This is a genomic window from Oerskovia jenensis (assembly GCF_016907235.1).
Classification (GTDB): Bacteria; Actinomycetota; Actinomycetes; order Actinomycetales; family Cellulomonadaceae; genus Oerskovia; species Oerskovia jenensis.
Genome location: NZ_JAFBBO010000001.1, coordinates 2,348,000 through 2,363,612, shown reverse-complemented (window position 1 = coordinate 2,363,612; position 15,613 = coordinate 2,348,000). Strand labels below are relative to the sequence as shown.

Here is a 15,613-nt window from a genome sequence, read left to right as displayed (position 1 = left end):
CGCCGGTCAGTCGGCGAGCTCCCGCGCCCGCAGCAGCACCGCGTCGAGCATGGGCGGGGTCAGTCGCCCCGTGAACGTGTTCTGCTGGCTCACGTGGAAGCAGCCCACCAGCGTCAGGCTGCGCCCGTCGGGGTGCGCGACCCTCACCTCGGCCCCGTGCCCGAACACCGGCCGAGGTCGCGGCACCGCCCACCCCTGGTCGGTCAGCGTCGCGAGCAGCGCCTGCCACCCGAACGCCCCGAGCACCACGGCGACCCGCGGGCCGACGAGCTCGAGCTCGCGCCCCAGGTACGGCGCGCACGTGCGGCGCTCGGTCGGGGTCGGCTTGTTCGCGGGCGGGGCGCAGCGCACGGGAGCCGTGACGCGGATGCCGGTCAGCACCAGGTCGTCGTCGGCGCTCACCGACGTCGGCTGGTTCGCGAACCCCGTGCGGAACATCGACGCGAACAGGAAGTCGCCCGAACGGTCGCCCGTGAACATGCGTCCCGTGCGGTTCGCGCCGTGCGCGGCGGGCGCCAGCCCGACCACGAGGACAGCGGCGCGTTCGTCGCCGAACCCGGGCACGGGCCGCCCCCAGTACGTCTCGTCACGGAACGAGGCCCGCTTCTCCGTCGCGACCCGTTCGCGCCACGCGACCAGGCGCGGGCAGGCCCTGCACCCGACGAGCACCTCGTCGAGCGCCGCGACGCTCCCCGCGGAACGGACCTGGAGGGGGTACGCGCCGTCGTCGGGCCCGACGACGGCGCTCACCTCGCGCGGCACGTCACCTCCCGCGAACCTCGCCCCACCGCTGCTGTCACCCCTGCGGGACGAGCTGCTGCAACGCCCAGGTGTTGCCGTCGGGGTCCGCGAAGTACGTGAACCGGCCCCACGGCAGGTCCTCGACAGGAGGGGCATCGACGCCGTGGTCGAGGAGGTGCTGACGGGCCTCGTCGGCGTCGGGCACGACGATCTGGAGCCCGCGCTGCGCTCCTGACGGCATGTCGGTCATGGTGACGTCGAGCACGATCGAGCACGCGGAACCCGGTGGCGTGAGCTGCACGAACCGCAGGTCGTCGTTCACGGGGATGTCGTGGTCGGCGTGGAACCCGACCTGGTCGACGTAGAACGCCTTGGCCCGGTCGATGTCCGACACGGGCACGGGGATGAGCTCGAGCTTCCAGTCCATGGTTCTCGCTCCTGCTGATCGGCTGGTGATCTGCACGGCCCGCCGGGGGGCGGACACGTCTCCACCGTACGAAGAGAAGCGGCCACCCGCTGACCGGGACTTCCCCCTCCGGCCCCCGTTCGGTGCCGTGCCGGTGCCGAGCATGCGGTGGGCGTCGCGATCCAGGGGGATTCGGACGCCGACCGCATGCTCGGCGGACGCCCACCGCATGTTCGACCGGCGTCGACCGGGCGCGGGGCGGCAGGCGCGGTCCAAGAAGACGCGGCAGAGGTCAGGCGCGGCGGGTCACCGGGGCCACATTCGCCGTCGCCTCGGCGGCCTCGACCACGGCCTCGGCCGCGGCGACGACCCCGAGCTCGGACGCGTCCGAGACCAGCACCGGATCGTCGGCCGCGCCGGCGTCGCCTGCTGCGGCGCCGTCGGTCGCCGCGACGCGGTCACCCGCGGAACCGTCGGCCGTCCCGGCGGCCGGCGCCGCCCGCAGCGACCGCGTCAGGCTCAGCAGCAGCAGCCCAGCGACCGAGATGACGGCGAACATGACCGCGGCCATGGTGATCGTGACGTCGCCGCCGATCAGGCCCGTGAGGGGCGCGATGCCCGCGCCGACGCCGAACTGCATGGCGCCGAGAAGGGCTGCGGCGCTGCCCGCGCGGTGCGCGTTGCGCTCGAGGGCGACCGCGGGGACCGACGGCATCACGAACCCGGCGGTGCCGAGCGTCAGGACGATGAGGGCGACGATCACGGGGAGCCCCGCGCCGCTCAGGGTCGCGGCGAGCAGCCCCGCGGAGAGGACCATCCCGACGGGCACGATCACGCGCAGGATCTGCTCGGGCGTCACGCGCCCGACGAGCGCGCCGTTGACCTGGCTGCCGATCGTCACCGACACCGCGCCCGCGCCGAAGATGATCGCGTACTGCTGGGCGCTCAGGCCGAACTGCTCCTGGAAGACGAAGGTCGAGGCAGAGATGTAGGTGAACATCGCGGCCATGTAGAAGCCACCGAGCAGCGCGAGGCCGAAGAACGACCAGTCGCGCACGAGCGACCCGTACGAGCGCAGCGCCGCCGACGTGCCGCCCGTCCGCCGCATCGACGGGGGCAGCGACTCCTTGAGCCGCAGCGCCGCGAGGACGAGCAGCAGCACGCCGAAGACCGCGAGGGCCACGAACATCAGGCGCCACGAGCCCATCCGCAGGAACTGGGCGCCGATCGTCGGGGCCAGGATCGGCGCGACACCCACGACGAGCATGAGGCGGGCGATGACCTTGCCGACCAGGAAGCCCTCGAAGTTGTCGCGCACGATCGCCATCGACAGGACCATGCCGGCTGCGGCCGTGAGGCCCTGGACGAACCGCAGCACGGTCAGCATCTCGATCGACTGGACGAACACGATCCCGACCGAGGCCAGCACGTAGATCGAGAGCGCGGACAGCAGCGGCAGGCGCCGCCCGACCGCGTCGGAGAGCGAGCCGATGAGGAGCTGGCCGAGCGCGAGACCCGCGAGGGTCGCGGTGAGCGTGAGCTGGATGCGGGACTCGGTCGTGCCGAGCTCGGTGACGATCTGCGGGAAGGCCGAGAGGTACAGGTCGATCGTGAGCGGGCCGATCGCCGTGAGGGCCGACAGGAGCAGCACGAAGCCGACGGTGATCCGGGTGGCGCGCGTGGGCGACGACGCTGACGGGGCTGACGACGCTGACGGGGCTGACTGGCGGGAGACCGCGTCAGAGGTGGACGACGCTGGTGGTGGGGTGGCCATGACTGCGCCAACCCCGACCACCAGACCCTTGTTCCCGGACGCCGTACGGCATCCGAGGGGTGAGACGGGTCAGCCCTGGGCGCGCGCGTCGCGCCAGGCGACCCACTGCTCCACGAGCGACAGGTCGTAGTCGGGTCCGCTGACCCCGACGGTCAGGAGCGTCGCGCCGAGGCCCACGAGCTCCTCGCCCACCTCCGCGGGCGGGCGGTTGACCGCGACCGACCGCTCGACGAGCGAGGCGGTGTCCCGCCCGACGGCGGCGCCGTGCTCGTCGAGGATCGCGCTCTTGCGGGCGAGCGTCGCGGCGTCGCCGAACGAGTGCCAGGCCGTCGCGTGCTCGGCCACGATGCGCAGCGTCTTGCGCTCCCCACCGCCGCCGACGAGGATCGGGATCTCGCGCGTGGGCGCCGGGTTGGACGCGGCCCAGCGGGCCTTGATGCGGGGGAGGGCGTCCGCGAGGTCGGCGATGCGCGAGCCCGCGGTGCCGAACTCGTAGCCGAACTCGTCGTAGTCCTTCTCGAACCAGCCCGCGCCGATCCCGAGGATCAGGCGGCCGCCCGAGATGTGGTCGACCGTGCGGGCCATGTCGGCGAGCAGCTCGGGGTTCCGGTAGCTGTTGCACGTGACGAGCGCCCCGATCTCGACGCGGCTCGTCTGCTCGGCCCACGCGCCGAGCATGGTCCAGCACTCGAAGTGCTTGCCGTCGGGGTCGCCCGTGAGCGGGAAGAAGTGGTCCCAGTTGAAGATCACGTCGACCCCGGCGTCCTCGGCGCGGGCGACCGCGTCACGGATCTGGGGGTAGTCGGCATGCTGGGGCTGGAGCTGGACACCGATGCGTACGGGACGAGTCATGGTGAACACCCTAGGCAGACGTCGTGCCGTGGTGGCGAGCCCTTTGCCGAGGGCGTACCCAACTCCGCAGGTCACAGATGTGCAACGGCCAGGCGATGTCCAGATTCGGCACCTACTGTGGGCGGATGAAGCGATGGTGGTGGGTGGTCGGCGGGCTGGTCGTCCTGGTGCTCGTGCTCGTGGTGGTCGACCGGGTCACGGTGCGCATCGCCGAGGGGACCGCGGTGCGGTCCATGGAGCAGGGGGACGTCGAGCTCACGGACGCGAACCTCGACATCCTGGGCTTCCCGTTCCTGACGCAGGTCGCGGGCGGCGAGCTCGACCACGTCACGGGCTCGGCGGCCACGGCGACGTTCGGCGGGTACACCGTGTCCGACCTGCACCTCGACGCCCGCGGCGTCTCGACGAGCGACCCCTACGTCGTGCGGTCGGGGACCGCGACGGGGCTCCTCGAACCGTCCTCGCTCGATGCGGTCGTGTCCAAGGCCGCGGGGAACCCGGTCACGTTCAGCACGGACGGCGACCTGCTCGTCGCGAGCATGGACGTCCTGGGGGTGCCGCTGTCGGCGAGGCTCACGCCGCGCGTCGACGGCAACACGATCGCGGTCGACGTCTCCGCGCTCACCCTCGGCCCGGCGACGATCACGATCTCGGACCTCCCGGCGCCGATCGCGAAGCTCGTGACGAACCTGACGGTCCCGCTCGACCTCCCGACGGGCGTGAGCCTCACGTCGGTCGGGGTCACCGACGGGGCGATCCGGGTCGAGCTGTCCGGGAAGGACGTCGCGCTCGCGGCCCTCGCGGCGTCGTGAGCCGGGCGTGAGGTGAGGGACATGGGTGGTGCCGGGTCGCTCGACGCGGCGACGGTCGTCGGGACCCGCCTCGCCGCGCACCACCTGCGGGGCGCCGGTCTCGCGAGCGTGCGTGACGTCGTCGGGCACCTGGGAGCCGTCCAGTCGCAGGAGTTCCACCCGTCCCTGTGGGGGATCGCGCAGCGCGCCGCGGGCACGCCGTCCGCCGCGTCCGTCCGCGACGACTTCTCCGCGGGAGCGTTCCTGCGCACGCACGTCCTGCGCCCCACGTGGCACCACGTCCTGCCCGACGACGTCCGCTGGCTCCTGCGGCTCACCGCACCCCGGGTGCATCGCCTCAACCGGCCGTACTACCCGGACCTGGGTGGTCCGGCGCAGGACGCGGCCGCGACCGACCTGCTCGCCGCCGCCGTCGCGGGAGGGGAGCACCGCACGCGGGCCGAGCTCGCGGCATCGCTCGCGGAGCACGGCCTGCCGTCGAGCGGGCTCGCGTTCACGTACATCGTGATGCGCGCAGAGCTCGACGAGGTCCTCGTCAGCGGTGCGCTTCGTGGCAAGCAGCAGACGTACGCGGCGTTCGACGAGCGCGTACCCGCGGGGTACGGCCCCCTCGGTGCGACGTACGACGACGACGCCGCGCTCGTCGAGCTGCTGCGCCGCTACCTGCGCGGTCGAGGGCTCGCGACGGTCAAGGACTTCGCGGGCTGGTCGGGTCTCACGCTCACGCGGACGCGCGAGGGGCTGGCGCTGCTGGACGCGGACGTCGAGCAGGTCGAGGGCACGGGCGACGCCGAGGGGCTGACGTTCTGGCGGCTCGTCGACGGTCCGCCGCCCGCCGGGCAGGAGACCGCTGTACACGTGGATCTGCTCCAGGGGTACGACGAGTACTTCGTGTCGTACAAGGACAGCCGGGACCTGGCCCGAGACCCGCTCTCGGCCGATGCCCCCGCGGTGCTCCCGCTGCGCCTGCCCGGCACGGAGGTCTCGCCGTTCCTGCACGTGATCGCCGTGGACGGCCGCGTCGTCGGGCGGTGGCGGCACGCCCTGACCGCGAGGACCCTGCGCCTCGACACCCAGCTCTTCCGGTCGCTGACCCGGGAGGAGCAGCGGGAGTTCGACGCGCAGGCCAAGCGGCTCGCGGCCCACTGGGGCGTGGCGTACGAGGCGTCATGACACGGTGCCGAACCCGAGGCTCGTCAGGCGACGTCGTCAGGCGACCACGACGAGGAGCCTGACGAACCTCGGGTTCAGCCCTTGGGGGCCCTGGGGCTACGCGTAGGCCCCCGCCTGGAGGCCGAACAGCTCCGCGTACAGGTCGCCCCGCGCCATGAGGGCCGCGTGGTCGCCGTGCTCGCGGACCTTGCCGGCGTCGAGCACCACGATCTGGTCCGCGTCGCGCACGGTCGAGAACCGGTGCGAGACGAAGCACGTGATCGCGCCGCCGGCCCGTCCGGCCTCGTCGGCCGTCGCGACGAACCGCTCGAAGAGCGCGTGCTCGGCCGCGGCGTCGAGCGCCGCGGCGGGCTCGTCGAGGACGAGCAGCAGCGGCTCGCGGCGCAGGAGCGTGCGCCCGAGCCCGAGCGTCTGCCACTGGCCGCCCGAGAGCCCGACGCCGTTCCCGTACCCGTGCCCCAGGAGCTGGTCGAGCCCGGCCGCCTGCTTCTCGACGATGCTGCGACCACGCGCCCGGTCGAGCGCGGCCCACAGGTCCTCGTCGACGTCGAGCGACGCGAGCCTGCCCACGCCCACGTTCTCGCGGATCGTGAGCTCGAACCGCGCGAAGTCCTGGAACAGCGTCGCGGTACGCGCCTGCCACTCGGCGTCGTCGAGGTCGCGCAGGTCGACGCCGTCGACCAGGATCCGCCCCGACGTCGGCCGGTACAGACCGCACAGCAGCTTGACGAGCGTGCTCTTGCCCGCGCCGTTGTCGCCCACGACCGCGAGCGTCGACCCCGCAGGCACGTCGAGGCTCACACCGTCGAGGATGACGCGGTCCGTGTCGGGGTAGGTGAACGTCACGTCCTCGAAGCGCACGCCGCGCGTGAGCCGCGCGGGCACGCCCCGCGAGTCCGCGGGCTCACCCGTGGTCGCAGCCCCCACGGGCGCGGTCACGGTGCCCGACGACGCGGTCGCCGGGTCCTCGCCGACCAGGGCGCCGGACGCACCCGGGTGCGCCGCGCCGTCGGGCACGGGCCGTCCGGTCCCTGCCGCCGAGGCAGGTCGGGCGACCGACGCGCGCAGCTCCTCGATGTGCGACACCGTGCGCCCGACGCCCTGCAACGTGCCGAGCAGCGCGAGCGCGCCCGAGACCTGGACGCTCACCTGGACCGCGAGCGTGATGACCAGGACGACCTGGCCCACGTTCGCCGACCCCGTGACGGCCTGGCGCACGACCAGGAACACCGCGACGCCGTACGCGCACGCGAACCACGCCTGCCCGGCCGCGCGCAGCAGGGCGCTGCGGCGGTGGGCGGACCAGAGCCGGGCCGTCGTCGCGGACCACGCCGCACGCTGGCGCGCGACGATCGGGGCCTGCGCGCCGAACAGCCGCACCTCCTTGGCCGAGCTGCCCGTGGTCGCGAGCGAGACCAGGTGCGTCGAGAGCTGGACCTCGTGCGCGGACGCGTCGCGTGCGGAGTCGAGCACCTTCTGCGCCGTGTTGTTGAGGAGCACGGGCGGCAGCGCGGCGAGCGGCAGCAGCAGCAGCCACGGCTCGACCATCGCCAGGATGACGGTCGTGATCGTGACCTGGAGCAGCAGCCCGCTGAGCTGGAGCGTCGCCTCGAGCGCGGACCGCACCCGCTGCAGCCCCTCCGTGACGAGGGTCAGGAGCTCGGCGAACCGCGGGCGGTCGAACTGGTCGATCTGCGGGTTGCCGTGCGCGAGCCTCGCGACCTCGTCGGTCAGCTCGAGCTGCTGCAGGTCCGCGAGCTCGAAGTAGTACAGGTGCGCGAAGTGGCCCATCATGAGCTCGAAGATCAGCAGGACCGCGACACCCACGCCCAGGCCGATCGCGAGGCTCGTCTGCTGGTCGAGGGCGGCGTTCGTCAGGGCACCGAGCGCGACGCCGACGAGCGGCCCGGCGAGGTAGCCGATCGTCATGAGGACCGCCGCCGTGAGCAGTCGGCGCCGGTCCGTGCGGTAGCCCAGGACGAGGAAGAAGCGCGCGGCTCTCAGCATGGTCCTCACGATGCGGTCTCCTTCTCTGCGATGGGGCTGGTGGGGTGGTCGCCGTCGGCCGACGTGGTCGCGCCCACGGCCGCGGTGTCGCGGAACCGCTGCGCCTGGAGCTCGAACAGGTCGGCGTAGCGGCCTCCGAGGGCGACGAGCTCGACGTGGTCGCCGCACTCGACGACCCGGCCGTGCTCGATCACCGCGATCCGGTCCGCGTGGCGGACCGTCGAGAAGCGGTGCGAGATGACGACGCTCGTGATGTCCTCCGTGGTCGCGAGGAAGCGGTCGAAGAACTCGGCCTCGGCACGCACGTCGAGCTGCGCCGTCGGCTCGTCGAGGACCAGGACGGACGAGCCGCCCTGGATCGCGAGGAGCGCCCGGGCGAGCGCTACCCGCTGCCACTGCCCGCCCGACAGGTCGCGCCCGCCGGGGTAGCGGCGCGACAGCGTGGTGTCGAGCCCCTCGGGCAGTCCGCTCAGGGCGTCGAGCGCCCCGGCCCGGCGGGCCGCGGCCGTGACGGCGTCACGGTCGTCGAGCAGCGCGGGCGCGCCCAGGCCGATGTTCTCCGCGGCCGTGAGCTCGTAGCGCACGTAGTCCTGGAAGATCAGCGCGAGCTGCCGCTGCCAGTCCTGCGTGTCGAGGTCGCGCAGGTCGACGCCGTCGACCAGGATCCGGCCCTCGACCGGCTCGTAGAGCCCGGCGAGGAGCTTGACGAGGGTCGTCTTGCCCGCGCCGTTGAGCCCCACGATCGCGGTGGACCGCCCGGCGCCGAGCTCGAGGTCGAGGCCGTCGAGCACCCACGGGGTGTCGTCGGTGTACCGGAAGCGCACGCCCTCGAAGCGGATGCCCTGCTCGGGGCGCCGCACGGCGACGGGGGCCGCCGGACGGGCCGTACGCGCCGAGGCGATCTGCTGCTCGAACGTCCGCAGCGCGTGGAACGAGTGCAGGCCGAACTGGGTCTGCACGTCGGCCTCGGGGAAGTACACCCCGAACCGCATGGGGATCAGCACGGCCTGGAGCGCGACGCCGAGCTGGAACAGGTTCAGCGTGCCGGACGCTGCGGCGTCGGCCAGGAGCGCGAGGACGACCGCGCCACCCACGAGGCCCACGCACGAGAGCCCGATGATCGGCCAGAACTGGAGCTTGCGGCTCCCCGCCCAGGCGGGCTCGTACGCGGCCAGGGTGTCCGCGCGCAGGCGGGCCCGCAGCCAGGGGAGCAGACCCAGCAGACGGATCTCCTTGGCCGCACGGGCGCCCGTCGCGAGGTCGCGCAGGTAGAAGACCTTGCGGCGCGAGCCCGACAGCGCGTCCCACATGTCGGCGAACTTCCCGAGGGTCCCGCGCACCCCGAACCGCATCGAGAGACCGGTCGCCAGGATCACGATCCCCGCGAGGGGGGAGATGACGACGCCCACCAGCACGATCGCGCCGAGCAGCTGGACGTAGCGCGACAGGAGCGACAGCAGCGCGGCGGCCGCGTCCCCCGGCGGGCGCGCCTCGCGGGCGAAGGCCGCGCGGGCGTCGGCCAGCAGGTCGAGGGCCTCGGGGCTCTCGAGCGCGTTCAGCGGCGCGTCGTGCAGCGCGGCGCTCATGAGCCGGTCGATGCAGTGCTCGTCGACGCGGCGCGCGATGACCTCGGTGACGCCCGCCTGGAACGGCGCGAGGACCTGCTGGACCACGAACACGCCGACCGCGAGGGCGAGGGTCGTGAGCAGGTCGGACCAGCCCGGGGACGCTCCTGCAGTGGCCCCGCCGGCGGCGGCCGCGACCTGCGGGACGAGGTACAGGACGTAGCCGATGAGCACGATGAACGCGAGCGGCAGCAGCCCCAGCAGGACGTTGAGCAGCGCGGCCGCGGCGACGAGCGGCCTGCCCGCCTGCGGCAGGAGATGCGCGAGGTCGATCCAGCGCGAGGCGCGGGCCGCGAGCGCGGCCCGGAGAGCGGTCGTGCGGGGCGGTCGTGCCGCGCCGTCGGGTGTGCGCGCGGGGGGATCGTCGGTCATCGGTACCTCCGGTGGGTGGGACGGGACGGTCTGTGGGTGGGCCTGCCTGCGAGGGCGCGGCCCGACGGCGTCGCTCACGTCCGGGGACGGGTACGCCGACGAGTGGGTCAGGTGCTGGTGCGGGTGGGGCGCCGCGGACGGCCGGGTCGCGCGGCTGCGCGGGGCCCAGGAGCTCCGCACGGCGGTGGGCGTGCGGAGGTTGCGGGGGCGGACGGTGCGGGCCCGGAACGGCGCTGGTCGGCTCCGAGGAGCCTGCCGAGCGAACGTCCCGCGCCGCGTCATCCGGTGGTGACCTGGCGGGGTGTGCAGGGGGAAGGGCGCCAGCGCGGGCACGTCGGTGTGCGTGTCATGGGTGGCTCCCCTCCGGTCGCGTGCGGCTGCCGTCGGTGGCGGCCGTCTGTCGATGCGCGCCGACAGTAGCGCAGTCGGTTGGTGAGGGTCGCTTCCTTTTCGCAGGCCGGTCACCCCTGGTGCCCGACCGAAACCCGTCCGTGACGCGAGCGAGACGTACGACCCCTAGAGTGGCGCGCCACGACGTACCCACTCGATCGGAGCTCTCATGCGCAAGATGCCACTCCTCGTCGCGGTCACGGCGGCGGCGACCCTGGCCCTCACGGCCTGCACGGACGCCTCGCAGTCCTCCGGCTCGCCGTCGACCGGTTCCTCGGGGGAGACCGTCACGGAGGCCCCCTTCGACCTCACCTCGGTCCAGAAGGACGATGCCGCGGCGGCGTTGCTGCCGGCCGAGATCGCGAGCGCGGGCAAGCTCGTCGTCGCGTCCAACACCGAGTACGCACCGGCCGAGTTCATCGCGGCGGACGGGTCGACGCCGGTCGGGTACGACATCGACATCATCACGGCCGTGGGCGCGGTCCTGGGGCTCGAGGTCGTGGTCGAGTCGGCGGACTTCCCCGGCATCATCCCCGCGCTGGGCACCAAGTACGACGTCGGGATCTCGTCGTTCACGATCACGGCCGAGCGCATGGCCGAGGCCAACATGATCAGCTACTTCAACGCGGGCGAGGCGTTCTCGGTCCAGAAGGGCAACCCGAAGAAGGTCGACCCCTCGAACATCTGCGGGCTGACGGTCGCCGTCCAGACCGGCACGGTCGAGGACGAGGGGGCCGACGAGATCAGCGCGACGTGCGAGGAGGACGGCGAGCAGCCGCTCCAGATCCTGCGCTACGACAACCAGGCGGACGCCACGGTGAACCTCGTGGGTGGCAAGGCCGACATCATGTACGCCGACTCGCCCATCGTGTCCTACGCGGTCGAGCAGACCAAGGGGGAGATCGAGCAGATCGGGGAGGTGTTCGACTCGGCACCGCAGGGCATCGTGACCGCGAAGGCCGACACCGAGCTCGCGGCGGCGATCCAGGCAGCGCTCACGGTCCTCATGGAGGACGGCACGTTCACCGACATCCTGGCCTCGTGGGGCAACGCGGACGGCGCCCTCGACGAGTCGGTGGTCAACCCGCCGGTCTCCTGACGCTGCTGACCTCGGGCCGGCCAGGCCGAGGGGAGCCGAGCCCGAGGTCGGTCGGGCAACCCCCGGGAGCTGCCTGACCGACCTCGGGCCCGGCACCGCCGCGGCGCCCCGTTTTGCCAGTCCGGGCGCTTGCGCGGGAAACTGGGAGGGCAACGGTGCGGCGCCGCTCCGTGCTGCCCGCGTTGCGCGGTGCACGACCCACCCCCCTGAGGCCGGCGCCGGAGATCACCACCATGAAACGAGAGACCCCCATGCGCAGGCTGCCCGTCCTCACCGCCCTCACCGCCATCGCCGCGACGCTCGCGCTCACCGCGTGCACCGACGCCTCCTCGGGCTCCGGCTCGTCGCCCTCCGACGGGGGGTCGTCCGCCGCGGCGTTCGACCCGTCGACCATCGCCAAGGACGACGCGATCGCGGCGATGCTGCCGGCCGACGTCGTCGAGGCGGGCACCCTGACGGTCGGCACCAACGCGACCTACGCACCGGCCGAGTTCATCGGTGACGACGGCAAGAGCATCGTCGGGTACGACGTCGACCTCGCCAAGGCGATCGGGGCGGTGCTGGGCCTCGACGTCGAGGTCACCAACGCCGACTTCGCGTCGATCATCCCGGCGATCGGCAGCAAGTACGACATCGGTGTCTCGGGCTTCACGATCACCCCGGAGCGCGTGGCCGAGGTCAACATGGTCAGCTACTTCCGCGCGGGCGAGGCGTTCGCGGTGGCCAAGGGCAACCCCAAGGACGTCGACCCGTCCGACGTGTGCGGCCTGAGCATCGCGGTCCAGACCGGCACGGTCGAGGACGACGCGCTCGACGGGCTGATGGCGGACTGCGAGGCCGCGGGCAAGGCGGACATCACGCCGCTGCGCTACGCGAGCCAGGCCGACGTCACGACGAACCTGGTCGGTGGCAAGGCCGACGTGATGTACGCGGACTCGCAGGTCGTCGCGTACGCCGTGACGCAGACCGGTGGCCAGATCGAGCAGCTCGGCGACATCTTCGCCGACTCGCTGCACGGCATCGCGATCGCCAAGGACGACACCGCGCTCGCACAGGCCGTCCAGGCCGCGGTGCAGAAGCTCATGGACGACAGCGACTACACGACCATCCTCGACACCTGGGGCAACACCTCCGGTGCGGTGACCACGGCCGAGCTCAACCCCGTGGTCTCCTGAGCCGATCCCCTGACAGAACAGAGGTAGCCATGGCCCAGCCGCCCAGCACCCCGACTCCCGACGGTCCCCCGAGCGGCGGTTCCGCGAGCCGCGGGACGGCGACCGCACCTGCCGACCGGATTCCGGACCGCATCCGCGCGGTCCCGGTGCCCCGGCCGGGGCGCTGGGCGGCGGCCGTGGTCCTCCTGGTCCTCGCGGCCATGGCCGTGCACGGCCTGGTCACGAACGAGAAGTTCCGGTGGGACGTCGTCTGGCTCTACCTGCGGGACGTGCAGATCATGCGCGGCGTGGGGTGGACCCTGATCCTGACGTTCTCCTCGATGGCCATCGCGGTCGTCCTCGCGGTGATCCTCGCGGTCATGCGGCGTTCGGACAACCCGGTCATGCGGGCGACGAGCTGGTTCTACATCTGGTTCTTCCGGGGCACCCCGATCTACACGCAGCTCGTGTTCTGGGGCCTCATCTCGGTGCTCTACCCCAAGCTGAGCCTGGGGATCCCGTTCGGGCCGGAGTGGTTCGTCTTCGACACCGCGGACCTCTTCACCGCGGCGCGCGCCGCGATCCTGGGACTGGCGCTCAACGAGGCCGCGTACCTCGCGGAGATCGTGCGTGCCGGCCTGGGGTCGGTGGACCCGGGGCAGGCCGAGGCCGCGAAGGCCCTGGGCATGAAGGACGGCAAGATCCTGCGGCGCATCATCCTGCCGCAGGCCATGCGCGTGATCGTGCCGCCGACGGGCAACGAGACGATCTCGATGCTCAAGACCACGTCGCTGGTCCTCGCGGTGCCGTTCAGCCTGGACCTCACGTTCGCGTCCAACGCGATCGCGAACCGTATCTTCCTCCCGATCCCGCTCCTCATGGTCGCGGCGATCTGGTACCTGCTGATCACGAGCATCCTCATGGTCGGCCAGCACTTCATCGAGCAGTACTACGGGCGCGGGTTCGGCACGTCGACGGGCACGAGCCGTCGTCGCAAGCCGGGCAAGGGCCCGAAGAAGCCGAGCAAGCAGGAGGCGATAGCGGCGTCGGGCACGACCGCGAACGCCGACCCCTTCCTGGAGGTGACCCCGTGACCGCGGACGCACTCAGCCCCGCCCCCGGCCCGGCTGCGGGCTCCGCCTCCGGCCCGACGGCGTCGCTCGCCGACGCGTCCGTCGCACCCATGGTGGAGATCGTCGGGGTGCACAAGGCCTTCGGTGACGTGCACGTCCTCAAGGGCGTGGACCTCGAGGTGCCGCGGGGCTCGGTGTGCGTCGTGCTGGGCCCGTCGGGCTCGGGCAAGTCGACGCTGCTGCGCTGCATCAACGAGCTCGAGGACCTCACCGCTGGGCGCATCTACGTCGACGGCGACCTGATCGGGTACCGCGAGGTCGAGAAGGACGGCAAGAAGCGCCTGCACCGCCTGCACCCCAAGGTCATCGCCGAGCAGCGCTCGCGCATCGGCATGGTGTTCCAACGCTTCAACCTGTTCCCGCACATGACGGCGCTGCAGAACGTCATGGAGGCACCCGTGCAGGTCCGCGGGCTGTCACGGGCGCAGGCGAGGGCGCGAGCCGTGGAGCTGCTCGAACGGGTCGGCCTCGTGGACCGCATGGACCACTACCCGGCCCAGCTCTCGGGCGGCCAGCAGCAGCGCGTCGCGATCGCGCGCGCGCTCGCGATGGACCCCGAGCTCATGCTGTTCGACGAGCCGACGTCGGCGCTCGACCCCGAGCTCGTGGGCGAGGTCCTCGCGGTCATGCGCGACCTCGCCGAGAGCGGCATGACGATGATCGTCGTGACCCACGAGATCGGCTTCGCGCGCGAGGTCGGCGACCACGTGGTGTTCATGGACGACGGCGCGATCGTCGAGCAGGGCGACCCGCGCGAGGTGCTCACGAACCCCCGCGAGGAGCGGACCCGGGAGTTCCTGGCACACGTGCTGTAGGGGTCTGCCCGGCCCGAGTCGCGGCCCCTGGATCGTGAGATCCGGGGGCCGTCGTCGTCGGGCCACGTGCTTCCTCCCCGGGGAGGGGCGGTGGAACCTCCCCGTCCGGGCGGTCGACCTCCGCGGCGGTCAGCGCTCGCAGGCGACGCCGTTGCCGTCCCAGTCGAGTCCGGGGTTGAAGCCGTCGTCGCCCTGCTTGAGCGGGGCCTTGCCGTCGCGCTTCGCGGCCTCGCACGTCAGGTAGATCCCGTTGACCTTCCCCTCCTGCCAGCCGCCGTCGTTGCCGCCGTTGTTCGCCTCCTCGTTCTCCGCGATCGCGGCCTCGCGCTCGTCGAGGGCGACCTTGCGCGCGTCGAGCTCGGCCTCGAGGGCCGAGACCGCGGCCTCCCGGGCGGCGATGTCGTCGGTCGAGGTCTTGATCCCGGCGAGCTGGGCGTCCAGGTCGGCGCGCTCGGCGTCGAGCTTGGCCCGTTCGGCCGTCATCTGCTCGGTCGTCTGCGCCGCGGCCGCGGTGGCGTCGCCGGCCTCCGACTGTGCCTTGAGCGTGACCCCCAGCCCGAGGATGAGCCCGACGGCGACACCGCCGACACCGACGCCGAGCGGCAGGAGCCAGCGCATGTACGAGCGTTCCTCGCGAGGTTCGTCGTCCCCGGAGAAGATCGCGAGCGGCCCGTGCGCCGACGCCGTCGGCTCGGCCGAGGGGGCGGGAGCGGGGAGCGGGACGGCCGGGCCGGGGGCGTGCACACCGACGCCGGGGGCCCCGGCGGCACCGTTGACGACCGGCAGGATCATGGTCGAGGACGGCGACTCGACCGGGCTGCCGCCTCCGCTGCCGACGTCGCGCAGCGAGCGACGCGTCGGACCCGACGGGGGGCTCGTGGGTGACGGTGCCGAGGGGGACGCGACCTCGTGCCCCGACGTCACGGGCACGACCGCGGTGGGGAAGTGGAGCGGGATGCCGCCGCCGGGGGTCTGCCGCGACCACGCCTCGGCCCCTGAGGGCGGCGGGGGAGGCGGTGTCGGAGCCGCCTCGACCCAGAAGACCCAGCCCGCGGGGGCAGCCGGCCAGGCGGGATCCGGGTGCCAGTCGGACGAAGGGGAGAAACCGGGAGGTACCAACCAGCCGGGCGGCGGGTTGAAGTGTACGGCCATGGGTGATCTCCTTCGACGGTTCCTGCGCGCTCACTATGCTGCAGAACGGCCCGAAGACGCTAATTCCGTCCTGTCTCGGGAGGGGACGGCCCACCCGGCGAACGACGA

At 72.7% G+C, this 15,613-nt stretch carries 13 protein-coding genes; 6 read left to right on the top strand and 7 right to left on the bottom strand.

Annotated features, from left to right (window positions below):
• Positions 1 to 6: 6 nt before the first annotated feature.
• The 4 genes from JOD49_RS10610 to JOD49_RS10595 all read right to left on the bottom strand — a co-directional run bounded on the left by JOD49_RS10610 (position 7) and on the right by JOD49_RS10595 (position 3,773).
• Positions 7 to 762: a uracil-DNA glycosylase gene (locus JOD49_RS10610; protein WP_307822492.1), complete on the bottom strand. Its 756-nt coding sequence runs from the start codon at positions 760 to 762 to the stop codon at positions 7 to 9.
• Positions 763 to 796: 34 nt separating this feature from the next.
• A complete protein-coding gene (locus JOD49_RS10605; protein ID WP_205307160.1) occupies positions 797 to 1,168 on the bottom strand; it encodes a VOC family protein in 372 nt (123 codons plus the stop codon).
• 271 nt (positions 1,169 to 1,439) lie between these two features.
• On the bottom strand, positions 1,440 to 2,798 hold the full coding sequence (locus JOD49_RS10600) for a multidrug effflux MFS transporter (protein ID WP_307822491.1): 1,359 nt from the start codon (positions 2,796 to 2,798) through the stop codon (positions 1,440 to 1,442).
• A gap of 192 nt (positions 2,799 to 2,990) precedes the next feature.
• Complete coding sequence (locus tag JOD49_RS10595) at positions 2,991 to 3,773, bottom strand: LLM class F420-dependent oxidoreductase (protein WP_205307158.1); 783 nt, start codon at positions 3,771 to 3,773, stop codon at positions 2,991 to 2,993.
• Positions 3,774 to 3,898: 125 nt separating this feature from the next.
• Here JOD49_RS10595 and JOD49_RS10590 point away from each other — a divergent pair, with 125 nt between their 5' ends.
• The gene (locus JOD49_RS10590) at positions 3,899 to 4,585 is read left to right on the top strand and encodes an LmeA family phospholipid-binding protein (protein ID WP_205307157.1); all 687 of its coding nucleotides are present in this window, start codon (positions 3,899 to 3,901) and stop codon (positions 4,583 to 4,585) included.
• Between the two features lie 21 nt (positions 4,586 to 4,606).
• Entirely contained in the window at positions 4,607 to 5,758 is a 1,152-nt protein-coding gene (locus JOD49_RS10585; RefSeq protein ID WP_205307156.1) for a winged helix DNA-binding domain-containing protein, read from the top strand.
• A 96-nt stretch (positions 5,759 to 5,854) separates the two neighbouring features.
• Here JOD49_RS10585 and JOD49_RS10580 read toward each other — a convergent pair whose 3' ends face one another.
• Positions 5,855 to 7,765 (bottom strand): ATP-binding cassette domain-containing protein, encoded by a 1,911-nt coding sequence (locus JOD49_RS10580; protein WP_239526289.1) that lies wholly within the window; start codon positions 7,763 to 7,765, stop codon positions 5,855 to 5,857.
• 5 nt (positions 7,766 to 7,770) lie between these two features.
• Positions 7,771 to 9,762, bottom strand: coding sequence for an ABC transporter ATP-binding protein (locus JOD49_RS10575; RefSeq protein WP_205307154.1), 1,992 nt, complete (start codon positions 9,760 to 9,762; stop codon positions 7,771 to 7,773).
• 559 nt (positions 9,763 to 10,321) lie between these two features.
• On the opposite strand from JOD49_RS10575, the gene JOD49_RS10570 reads away from it, so the two are divergent.
• The 4 genes from JOD49_RS10570 to JOD49_RS10555 all read left to right on the top strand — a co-directional run bounded on the left by JOD49_RS10570 (position 10,322) and on the right by JOD49_RS10555 (position 14,353).
• On the top strand, positions 10,322 to 11,251 hold the full coding sequence (locus tag JOD49_RS10570; RefSeq protein WP_205307153.1) for an ABC transporter substrate-binding protein: 930 nt from the start codon (positions 10,322 to 10,324) through the stop codon (positions 11,249 to 11,251).
• 233 nt (positions 11,252 to 11,484) lie between these two features.
• Positions 11,485 to 12,426: an ABC transporter substrate-binding protein gene (locus tag JOD49_RS10565; RefSeq protein ID WP_239525193.1), complete on the top strand. Its 942-nt coding sequence runs from the start codon at positions 11,485 to 11,487 to the stop codon at positions 12,424 to 12,426.
• A gap of 29 nt (positions 12,427 to 12,455) precedes the next feature.
• Positions 12,456 to 13,499, top strand: a complete 1,044-nt coding sequence (locus tag JOD49_RS10560; protein ID WP_205307152.1) for an amino acid ABC transporter permease — start codon at positions 12,456 to 12,458, stop codon at positions 13,497 to 13,499.
• A gap of 89 nt (positions 13,500 to 13,588) precedes the next feature.
• Entirely contained in the window at positions 13,589 to 14,353 is a 765-nt protein-coding gene (locus JOD49_RS10555; protein ID WP_205308922.1) for an amino acid ABC transporter ATP-binding protein, read from the top strand.
• Between the two features lie 129 nt (positions 14,354 to 14,482).
• On the opposite strand, the gene JOD49_RS20120 is transcribed toward JOD49_RS10555, so the two are convergent.
• On the bottom strand, positions 14,483 to 15,505 hold the full coding sequence (locus JOD49_RS20120) for an excalibur calcium-binding domain-containing protein (protein ID WP_239525192.1): 1,023 nt from the start codon (positions 15,503 to 15,505) through the stop codon (positions 14,483 to 14,485).
• Positions 15,506 to 15,613 lie beyond the last annotated feature (108 nt).